Here is an 11334-nt window from a genome sequence, read left to right on the forward strand (position 1 = left end):
AGCCTTTCTCAGCTGTTCCATTCGATTTGGGCGGTCAGATCGAATTCGGCCAAGGTCTTCTCCGCCAGTTCGGCGAGCCGAGCCTTCGAATTCTTTTCCCCCGCTTGGTATCCGGTGATACCGATAGACACCTTGCCGTCAACCCGGCAAGACACCAGCACCAGCTGGCCGTCGGCGTCCTCCAGTTCCTGGCCGGTGACGCCCTGGTCGATGCCACGGAACACGATGTATTCCGCCGCGGTGCCATCGACCCTGGTTACCTCCGGCATGAGATCGCCGAGGTTGGAGCACGATACCGGCAGCTCGCCCGACCCGAGGAACCCGTCGGCCACCCGTTTGAGCAACCGTTTGGGGACCAGCGGGGTCAGCGGCAGCAACTGCAGGGTCTCGTCGGGCTGCTCGCGCAACGTCGCGAACGCCTTGCGGATGACGCCGCGGGCACCGGTCTGGTCCGTAGTCACAGTTACCGGGTCCAACGGGACGGTGGCCAGCGACAGCGCGTTGGCCCGGGTGTCGCCCTCGGTGCGATCGTTGACCGCGATCAGCAGCGTGACGTCGCCCTTGGGCCCGCAGCGGCCCATGCGCTCTCCAAGTTTCGCCGCGAAGCCGGCCAACATCGAATAGCTGTTGCCACCGACGGCCTGAGCACGGGCGTTCCAATCATCGAGGTCGACGAATACCGAGATCGACGGCAGCACAACAACTTTGTCACCGCCCGGCACCGTGCGCACCGGCTCGCGGACAGCGGCGGCCGCATTATCCGGACTGGGACGGCGCAGCACCCTGGCCGCGTTGACGACGGTCCGGGCTATCTCGGGTGCACCAGACGCGATGTCGCGGGCATCGCGCGCGATCGCCCGTAACCTGCTGCGCGAGTTCGGCATCGGGTAGCCGAGGTCGACACACCTGCCTGCGATCGCATCGGCGACCACAAGCAGTCCCCCGACCCCGTCGCCCAGGCAGTGTGAGATCACCACGGTGACCACGGTCGAACCGTCGGTCACCGGCAGCACAGCGAGGTGCCAGCCGGGTCCGGCTTCCGGATCGATCGGCAGTTGTGCGCGCTCATCGAGCCAGTCGCCGATCTGGTCCCGCGACCGAGGTTCGGCCACGTCGAGCGGTGCATGCGGACCAAGCGCGGACACCCAGCGGTACCGGCCGAACGGCAGCGGGGAACGTTCGATCCGCCGACCGAACAGTCCGCCGCCGAAGTTCTGGTGGAATCGCCGAATCCCGTCGAGATCGACGGGATGCTCGTACACCCAGGTGCACTGCATGACCTGCACCCGACCGGTGGCACGCATGGTGCGCACCGCCGCTTCGTCCCACAGCGCCAGTCGGTGCTCCGGCAGATCACGCCGTGATGATGTGAATCGCCTTGTTGCGGAATATGATTGAACCATCTGTGCCTACTCGATCACGCCGGAGAGTTCGTACGCCGACAAAGTATCGGCCACCAGGTCGTGCAGCCAGGCAGCCGTGTTCGGGCCTCCCGGCTGGTAGCCGACGACGCTCAGCGAGACCGTTGCACCGACGGTGCAGGCGACGACCGTGAGCAGCCCACGGCGCTGTTCCATGGCTTGGCGAGTGGCATAGCGGTCCACGCCGCGGACATAGAGGTAGTCCGCTTCGGTGCCGTCGGGCATTGCCATCGCCGCTGGGACCTCGCCCATGTTCGAGCACGAGACCGGCAGATCGGCCGCGAAGCCGAACAGCACGTCCGCCATCTTGCGCACCGCCCGCTTCGGGATGAACGGCGTCAACGGAAGCAGCTGCAGGGTCTCGTCGGGCACATCGCGCGCCGTGGTGATGCCGTTCTTGATGGCGGCACGGGTGTCGGATAGATCCGAGGTGACCGTAGTCGGATCGATGGCGACATTGACTAACACAACCGCGTTGGCCCGGGTGTCCCGGTCCAAGGTGCGGTCATTCTGTGGGATGTTGAGCGTAACCAGCCCGTCCTCGGCCCGGACCCGGCCAACCGCCTGCGCAAGTTTCGCAGCGAAACCGGCTACCAACGAATAGCTGTTGCCACCAAGGGTTTTCGCGCGCAGCTCCCAGTCCTGCCGATTGACGTAGGCGGTTACTGCCGGCGTGTACACACGCTCGGTTCCGCCGCCCGGCACCCGCGGCCGCGCCGCTGTGGAGCGGGAGATGTCGTTACGGCGGCGGCGAGCCAGCTTGGCCGCGTTCACCAGGGTGCGGCCCACTTCTGGGACGTCCCGCAGCGTGGCCCGTAGATCCGCGCCGATCGCCCGCCAGCGGGTGCGCGAAGACGGCGGCGGATGACCAAAGTCCGTCTTGTTCCCGTACACCGCATCCAAGATGGTGAGGATGCCACCACCGCCATCGCCGATGCAGTGTGAGCCGACCAGGCAGATGGCGGTCGAGCCGTCCGTCATGGGCAACACGCCGACGTGCCAGCCGGGACCGTGCTCGGGGTCCAGCGGCATGGCGGCGCGTTCATCCACCCAACCTGCGAGTGCGGCACGGGGCCGGGGCTCGGCAATATCCAACTTCGTTTGGGGCCCTGGTGCCGCGACCCAGCGATGCCGGCCAAACGGCAACGGCGAGCACTCGATTCGCCTACCGAACACCCCGTAGCCGATACCGTCGTGGAACCGTAGCAGCCCGTCGTAGTCGATGGGGCGTTCGTAAATCCAGACGCACTGCATCACGGCTTCCTGGCCGGTTGCGCGCAGACCGAGGAACATCACCTGGTCGGTGTATGCGAGCTGATCAGCGACTCGCATGCTGGCACCCGTCATCGCACCGTCACCTCCTATGCCTCTGTGCTCACGCTGTCTTCAGATCCAGACCGGCTGCGTCGTCGACTGGCGCCACGGTGTCGTGGCCCTCCACCACCCGCAGGTATGCCGCTTTCATGGCCTCCAGGTAGCGCAGAACCGACTCGCGGGCAATCGGATTGGATGGGAACGCCGCTGTGACAGTCGTGCGGTCTTCGACCCGATTGACCCACATCCCGACCTGGTAGGCCGAGCGGGAATCGCTGTAGATGGTGCCGCCCAAGCGCTGCCACTCGCCGATGACGCCAGGCGAGAACAGTCCGACGTCCAGGTAGGACAACATGGGCACCCCGGGGTCGGGGCTTCGGATCCCACTGCCCGGCTCGGCCAGCTCCAGCACCCGCTCGATGGGCACGTGCGCCAAATCAATTCTGCCGTCGAAGGATTCCTGCGCCGAGCGAGCAATGGCGGCAAACGACTCTGACAACTCCACGGTGATCGGCACCAGCCCGGTGAACCACCCGGTAGTCATGTAATCCGCCTCGGTGCGGCGCGTCGTGGTGGGGGTGATCACGCTGTAGCTCGCGGCACCGGTCATCGCGCGTTCCGCCAGCGCTCCGCAGGCGAACACGCCGCCGCTGAACCGCGCGCCGGCGGCGGTGCAGACCGCTTCGAACCGGTCCCCCTGCTCCTTGTCGAGCAGCTCGATGGTGACGACGTCACCGGTGTACGGCAGTGACGGATCGCCCAGCGGCAGTGGGAACTTCGGCAGCGTGCCGTTGTTGGCCTCCAGGAAGGTGATCCAGTCCCGGACCTCCGGCGTGCTCAGGTCGAGTTCGTCGGTGTACTGCCGCTGCGCGAGGCAGAACTGGTCATAGCTGCCGGCGTCCGGCAGTTGCAACGGCGCGGCGCCATGGACCAGTGCGTGATACATCATGTGGATCTCGACGAAGGCCAATCCCATGAACATCGCGTCGGTATGCACGTGGTCGACGCTGATGTACATCGTGAAATGCCCTGCGCGCTGGATGATCCCGAAATGGAAGCAGTCCCACTGCCACGGATCGGGCGTGCTCAGGATGTGGTCGCGCCACTGGCTCGGCGACATCTCACCGTGCTCGGTGGGCACGAACTTGATGTCGCGCGGGTTGCTCACCGTATGCCGGACAACCCGATCGTCATCGGTGTACTCGAACCAGCTGTGGAAGGTGTCGTGCCGGCGCAGGTAGGCGTTGATCACGTGAGTCATCGCGCGCACGTCGCACGTGCCGGGGACATCCCAGGCCGGAATGTTGAGCCGCGCCATGTCGGTGCCCTGGGACAGGTGCTTGCGGTACGCCAGCAGATGCTGCTCCTGCTGGTAGCTGGGCGGCACCGCGCTGACCGGTGCCTGCAGCACTTTCGCCTGCGATGCCCGCGACGGATTCCAGGACACCACCCGACCGGGTTCACCCGTCCAATCGTGGATGGGTTTCATCGCAACCACAGCAGTTCTCCTATCTGGACAACGACGTCGGAGACGATGAGTTTCGTCACGACGAAACCGACACTGGCAGTTGAGGAGCCAGTGCATCACACAAACGGTCGGCGAGAACCCGGGTTGTGCTGATATCCGTTGCGCCGATACGGATTCCGGTCTCTGCTTCGATCCGGGTGCGGACTTCGAGAGTACCGAGAGAGTCGAGGCCGTACTCGGCCAATGGACGATCCGGGTCCACCGCGCGGCGCAGGATCAGGCTGACCTGCTCGGCGATCATCCGGCGCATCCGCGCAGGCCATTCGTCCTGCGGCAGGGCATGCAACTCGGACAGGAACGCGCTACCACCACCACTTCGGCTGTTGCCGGCGGACCGGAACTGCTCTGCGAACAGGCTGTGCTCGGCGAACGCCACCAGCCACGGCGTCCCCAGCACCGGTGCATACCCGCTGTAGGCGCGATCGTGCCGCAGCAGCGTGCTGAAGGCGTAGGCACCTTCGGCAGGCGAGATCGACGCACCGGACTCATCGGCCAGCCCCGTGCCGCGACCGATCTGAGCCCACGGGCCCCAGGCGATCGCCAGCGCGGGCAGGCCCTCGCTGCGACGCCAGTGGGTGAACGCATCGAGCCAACTGTTGGCCGCGGCGTAAGCCCCCTGCCCGGGCGAGCCCACCAGCGCAGCTGCCGACGAGAACGAGCAGAACCAGTCCAGCGACTGCCCAAGCGTGGCACGATGCAAGTTCCAAGCGCCGTAAACCTTTGGTGCCCAGTCCCTTTCGATGAGATCATCGGTGATGTTGGCCAGCACCGCGTCTTCGACCACAGCGGCACCGTGCAACACACCGCGCAACGGCAGCCCAGTGGCGCACGCAGCCTCGACCAGACGAACAGCGGTATCGGGTTCAGCGATGTCACCGAGCTCGACCGCGACCTCGGTACCCGTCTGGCGAATCCGGTCGATCACCGTACGTGCCTCCGACGTCGGCTCCGACCGACCGTTGAGCACGATCCGGCCGCATCCGGCCGAGGCCAATGTCTCGGCGAGGAACAACCCGAGACCGCCTAGACCGCCGGTGATGACGTAGGCACCGTCACGCTGAAATACCGGAGCCTCCTCGGGCGGTACCACTGCCGAGATCTGGCCGCCATGCGGGATGTCGAGAACGAGCTTGCCGGTGTGCTCGGCACCACCCATCACGCGGATCGCGGTGGCGCCGTCCTGCAGCGGGTAGTGGGTGGTCTGCGGCAGCGGCAGAGTGCCGTCGGCGATCTTCTGGTAGCAGACCTCCAGCAGACGACGCATCGTGTCAGGCTCGCTCAACGCCAACAGAGCCAGGTCGACAGCGTAGAACGACAGGTTGCGGCGGAACGGGAACAACCCCATGCGGGTGTCGCCGTAAATGTCGCGCTTGCCGATCTCGACGAACCGGCCGCCGAAGGACAGCAGTTCCAGACCGGCCCGTTGGGCGGCCCCGGTCAACGAGTTCAGGACGATATCCACGCCGTAGCCGTCGGTGTCGCGGCGGATCTGTTCGGCGAAGTCTGTGCTGCGCGAATCGTAGACATGGTCAATCCCCATGTCGCGCAACAACTCCCGCCGCGACTCACTGCCCGCGGTGGCATAGATCTCGGCACCTACGGCACGCGCCATGGCGATGGCCGCCTGCCCGACGCCACCGGTGGCGGAGTGAATGAGCACCTTGTCCCCTGCCGACATCCGGGCCAGATCATGCAGGCCGTACCACGCAGTGGCATGTGCACTCGGCACCGCGGCGGCGCGATTCATCGGCACCGACTGCGGCAGTGTCACAGCAAGATTGGCGTCACAGGTGACGAATGTCGACCAGGCACCGTCTGCCGAAATGCCGCCGACTCGGTCGCCTACCTGATGGCTGATCACATCGGGGCCCACCGCAGTCACCACACCGCAGAAGTCGGCACCCAGTTTCGGCAGGCGGCCTTCAAAGCTGGGGTACCGGCCGAACGCCACGAGCACATCGGCGAAGTTCAGATTCGACGCAGAGACCGACACCTCGATCTGCCCGGGGCCAGGGGTGACGCGCTCGAACGCCGCCAGCTCCAGCGACTGAATGTCACCCGGCGTGCGGATCTGCAGCCGCATGCCTTCCCGTGCCGGGTTGACCACGGCGGTGCGACGCTCCTCGGGCCGCAGCGGACCCGGAACCAGTCGTGCCACATACCAATTCCCGCCGCGCCATGCGGTTTCATCCTCGTCGGATCCGGCGACCAATTGCGCTGCCACGCGAGCGGCGTCGGTGTAGTCGTCGATGTCGACCTGGCTGGCCCGCAGACGCGGATGCTCCATGCCGATGACCCGGATCAGGCCTCGCAGGCCCGCTTGTTCGAGGTTGGTGGTGTCCTCGCCCAACACGTTCTGGGCGTTGCGGGTCAGTACGTGCAAGCGCGACGGCTCGCCGTGTACCTCTGGCAGCTCCCGGACGATGTGGACCAGGTGACGCACGGTGTCGCCGCCGCGGATGCCCGACTGCTGGTCGGTACCGCCGTGACGCGGCGCCGTCACCACGAGCACGTCACTGAACTGCCGGGCGGCGAGGTGCTCACGCAGCCGCGCGGCCCGTAACTCGTGATCGGAATGCTGCGGCCACGCCATGGTGGTGACGTCGACGTCATGGGTCTTCAACGCGTCGGCCAGTTTGGTTGCCAACAGGTCAGCCGCATCTGATGTGCTGATCAGCAGCCAGTGACCTGGATCGGTGAAGTCCGGCTCCGGCAAGTCCTGGCGCCGCCATTCGATGGCCAGCAGCCGCTCATTGAGCGTGCGCTCGCGCTGCCCGCTCGCCGGAACGCCTGTGCCCAACTGCAATCCGGTGATGGCCAGCAGCACGGCCCCGTCTTCGTCGAGCAGGTCGATGTCGACCGTGGCACCCGACGGGGTCATCTCGGTGATCCGGGCGATGCAGTAGTGGACGTTGCGGGTCGAACCGAACGCCCGCAGCCGCTGCACGCCCAGCGGCAGCATCAATGTGCCGGTCCGGTCGCCGTGCAGATCTGGATGCGCCCCGACCGCCTGGAAGCAGGCGTCCAACAGCGCCGGGTGGATGCCGTACACGCCTTGCTGTGACCGGATAGAACCGGGCAGCGCAACCTCGGCGAGCACCGAGTTGGTGTTATCCCCTTCCGGCGCACCGACATACGCGGCGACCAGGCCCGCAAAGGCCGGGCCGTACTGAATGCCGCGGTCGCTGTATGCGGCCCGCATTTCGGCGCCCTCCAGCCGCTGCGGGTGGGCGTCGAACAGCGCGCTCACGTCGTAGGCATTCGGCGCAGCTGCATCCTCGAAGTGCAGGCGGGCGCCGGCACGTCGAACGCGCTCGCCCTGTTCGAACGTCTCGACGACGAATTCGGCTGTGTCGGTGCCGGTTACGGCGGCAGAGGCCGACACCGGGGTCTGTTCCTCCAGCAGGAGCATCTGGTCGAACGTGACATCGCGGATCTCAACGGAGTCACCGAACACAGTACGTCCGGCGGCGAGAGCCATCTCGCAGTATGCGGCACCGGGCAGCGCGGCGACGTTGTGCACCTGGTGATCGCCCAACCACGGCTGGGTGTCCGTGCCGACGTCGGCCTGCCAGACGTGCCGTTCGGGATCTTCGGTGAGCCGCACGTGCGCGCCGAGCAGCGGGTGCACCGCGAGCACCGCTCCGCCGGGGGCCAGTTCGTTCGGATCGCGGGTGAGCATCAACTGCCGCCGGGTCCACGTCGGCAGCGGCGCATCGACGAGCCGGCCCTGCGGGTAGAGCACGGAGAAGTCCACCTGCGCGCCCATCCGGTACAGGTCGGCCACCACGCCGAGCAGACCGCCGGGGAGTTCCTGGCCACGACGAATCGTGGCCAGTGCAGCGTGCGGGACATCGAGTGTCCGGGCAATCTGGTCGACGTTGTGGGTGAGCAGCGGGTGCGGGGAGAGCTCGGTGAACACCCGGAACCCGTCTTCGAGGGCCGCCTGCACCGCAGCGGCGAACCGCACGGTGTGGCGCAGGTTGTCCACCCAGTAGTCGGCGTCCCAATCGGCCAGATCGCGCGGGTCGTACAAAGTGGCCGAGTAGTACGGCATGGTCGGGTCGGCCGGGTCGAGGTCGGCGAGCTCATCGGCGAGCTCATCGAGGATCGGGTCGACTTGCGGGGTGTGGGAGGCGACGTCGACCGCCACCTCGCGAGCCATGATGTCGCGACTTTCCCAGTCCGCGACCAAGTTTCGGATCGACTCGACCGCGCCCCCGACGACGGTCGAGGTGGGCGAAGCCACCACGGCCAGCACTACGTCGTTGATACCGCGGGCGGCAAGCTCCGAGAGCACCTGCTGGGCCGGCAGCTCCACGGCTGCCATGGCACCCGAGCCGGAGATGGTCGCCATCAGCCGCGAACGCCGGCAGATGACCTTCACCCCGTCGGCGAGCGTCAGCACGCCCGACACCACTGCGGCCGCGACCTCACCCATCGAGTGCCCGATCACGGCGCCGGGCACCACGCCGCGGGCCCGCAGCGCCGCCGCCAGGGCGACCTGTACTGCGAACACCGTCGGCTGCACCCGGTCGATGCCGATGACCACGTCTGCTGCCGTCATAGCCTCGATGACCGAGAAACCGGACTCAGCGGCGATCAACGGCTCGATCTCGGCGACGGTCGCGGCGAAAGCGGGCTCGGACGCCAGCAGCCCGGCACCCATCTGCGCCCACTGCGAGCCCTGGCCCGAGAACACCCACACAGGTCCGCGATCGTCCTGCGCGACGGCGGCCTCGTAGGGCACCTCGCCGTCGGCGATCTCGCGCAGTCCGGCGATGAGGCTGGCCCGGTCATCGGCGAGCACCGCGGTGCGCACCGGCCGGTGCGCCCGGCGGCGTGCCAGTGTGTAGGCCAGATCGGTCAGGTTGATATCGGCGCGGTCGGCCAGCCAGTTGGCCAGCCTGTCTGCTGAACGCCGCAGCTCGTCAGACGAGGTCGACGACAGCAGGAACAGCGCGGACCCCTCGGGCTCCGCGTCAGAGTTGTCCACAGGACTTGCGTCGGGAGCCTGCTCCAACACAGCGTGCACGTTGGTCCCGGACAAGCCGTATGAGGACACCGCTGCCCGACGCGGATGTGCGCCGGTGACCGGCCACTCACCGGCCTGCTGCGGCACGAACAGGTCGGTGCTGATACGGGCCATCTCGTCGGGCAGTCGGGTGAAGTGCAGGTTGGACGGCACGGCCGCGTGCTGCAGCGCCAACACGGCCTTCATCAGTCCGACCGCGCCGGCTGCAGACTGACTGTGGCCGAAGTTGGTCTTCAACGACCCGAGGGCACACGGCGCGTTCGTGCCGTAAACCGCTGCCAAACTGGCGTATTCGATGGAGTCGCCGACAGGCGTGCCGGTGCCGTGCGCTTCGACCAGCCCGACCGTGGCCGGGTCGACGTCGGCCACAGCCAGGGCAGCCTTGTATACAGCCACCTGCGCATCACGCGACGGGGTGGCGATGTTGACGGTCCGGCCGTCCTGGTTGACCGCGGTGCCGCGCACCACGGCCAGAATCCGGTCGCCGTCGCGCTCGGCATCGTCCAGGCGCTTGAGTAGCAGAACCGCGGCGGCTTCACCCGAAACGAAGCCGTCGGCCGCCACATCGAATGCGTGGCAGCGTCCGGTCGGCGACAGCATGCCCTGTGCCGATCCCGAGGCCATCTTGCGCGGCTCGAGCGCGATAAACACGCCGCCGGCCAGTGCCAGGTCGCTTTCGCCGTCCTGCAGGCTGCGACACGCGTTGTGCACTGCCAGCAGGCCCGACGAGCAAGCTGAATCCACCGAGTACGCCGGACCGTGGACGCCCAGATGGTAGGCGATGCGGCCGGACGCGAGGCTGAAGTTGTTGCCGGTGAAGCCGTACGGACCTTCGATCGAATGCGCGTCGGCGGCCAGCAGTTGGTAGTCGCCGGCGGTAAGACCCGTGAACACACCGGTCAGCGACCCAGCCAACGTTGCGGGGTCGATGCCGGCATGCTCGACGGACTCCCACGCAGTTTCCAGCAGCAGTCGGTGCTGGGGGTCGATGGCCGTGGCCTCACGCTCACTGATGCCGAAGAAGTCGGCGTCGAAGCCGCCGACGTCGTTGAGGAAGGCGCCCCATTTCGATACCGAACGGCCGGGCACACCGGGTTCGGGGTCGTAGAACTCCTCGGCATCCCAGCGCTCCGCTGGCACGGTGGTGACGAGGTCGTCGCCACGCAGCAGGGCCTTCCACATCTGCTCGGGAGAGTCGATCCCGCCGGGTAGCCGGCATGCCATACCGATGACGGCGATCGCAGCGACCGGTGCCTCAACCACCATTTTCAATCCTCTTTCACACTCACGGACCGAACGAGCCGAGCACCATCGCCGGGTAACCTAGTTACTAGGCACGGTGGGCCCCCCACCATTCGGGCGATGAACGCACTTGTTCAGGTGTCGAACAATTCGCTCGGCGCGTCGCCGACGGTGGACGTTACCAGATTCCCGCAATGAATCGGGCGTTTGCCATATTAGCTGAGCTGTATCGCGAGTCGTCCGCAGCAAAGCCTGCGCCCACATCGCCCGCAGACGCGCGAATGGAGCCTTCCGAGCTAACATTCGCAGTGCTCGGGGTCGTGCAAATGAGTAGCCAGTCCAGCATCGGTCACGCAGTGATTTATCGAATTCAGTTGTCTCACAATGGATTAACTGTCAGATCAACGCCTCTGCGCGAGCGAACACATAGTGCCGCCGGTGGGGTTGCGCGCGGCTAGACCAACACGACCATGCTGTCAACATCGCAATTCCGCCAGAGCGAAATTTGCATGCTGCGCGCACGTGGGTCCGGGCCCACTCGCCGTTAGCCGTTCGCCAGGATGCAACCCGCCATTACCCTCCGCCCATTTTTGTACAGCTCGCTTAATCACCAGTTGATTAGCTGTACTATCAAGTAGCTGGGCGACGAGATAATCGACCTGCGACGTTAATAACGCCTGTGTAGATTAGTGATGGCACCCACATCACGCTGACGTCAGAGTTTGCCATTTGCCTATCCGGGGAGCCATGGTTCGGCGCCGTCAAGCCTTCATCCGACCCGAGACACCGAGCTC

General features: G+C 66.3%; 4 protein-coding genes. All 4 read right to left on the bottom strand.

All coding sequences use genetic code 11. The features are described from left to right. Positions 1-8 precede the first annotated feature (8 nt). From M2432_RS08770 to pks2, 4 genes are read right to left on the bottom strand one after another with little or no spacing between them, the layout of a single operon-like run. Complete coding sequence (locus tag M2432_RS08770; protein ID WP_280826404.1) at positions 9-1403, bottom strand: hypothetical protein; 1395 nt, start codon at positions 1401-1403, stop codon at positions 9-11. 6 nt (positions 1404-1409) lie between these two features. After that, positions 1410-2768, bottom strand: a complete 1359-nt coding sequence (locus M2432_RS08775; RefSeq protein ID WP_280826405.1) for a hypothetical protein — start codon at positions 2766-2768, stop codon at positions 1410-1412. A 28-nt stretch (positions 2769-2796) separates the two neighbouring features. Then, positions 2797-4233, bottom strand: coding sequence for a condensation domain-containing protein (locus M2432_RS08780; RefSeq protein WP_280826406.1), 1437 nt, complete (start codon positions 4231-4233; stop codon positions 2797-2799). 46 nt (positions 4234-4279) lie between these two features. Then, positions 4280-10564 carry a sulfolipid-1 biosynthesis phthioceranic/hydroxyphthioceranic acid synthase gene (gene pks2, locus M2432_RS08785; RefSeq protein WP_280826407.1) on the bottom strand — a complete coding sequence of 2095 codons (6285 nt, stop codon included), beginning with the start codon at positions 10562-10564 and terminating at the stop codon, positions 4280-4282. Between the last annotated feature and the right edge of the window lie 770 nt (positions 10565-11334).

It is taken from the genome of Mycobacterium sp. OTB74, from assembly GCF_029892685.1.
In the GTDB taxonomy this organism is placed as follows: domain Bacteria; phylum Actinomycetota; class Actinomycetes; order Mycobacteriales; family Mycobacteriaceae; genus Mycobacterium.

Excerpts from the sequence above, each read along its gene's own strand:
- M2432_RS08770 (WP_280826404.1), bottom strand. The coding sequence starts at position 1,403 with ATGGTTCAATCATATTCCGCAACAAGGCGATTCACATCATCACGGCGT.
- M2432_RS08775 (WP_280826405.1), bottom strand. The coding sequence starts at position 2,768 with ATGACGGGTGCCAGCATGCGAGTCGCTGATCAGCTCGCATACACCGAC.
- pks2 (WP_280826407.1), bottom strand. The coding sequence starts at position 10,564 with ATGGTGGTTGAGGCACCGGTCGCTGCGATCGCCGTCATCGGTATGGCA.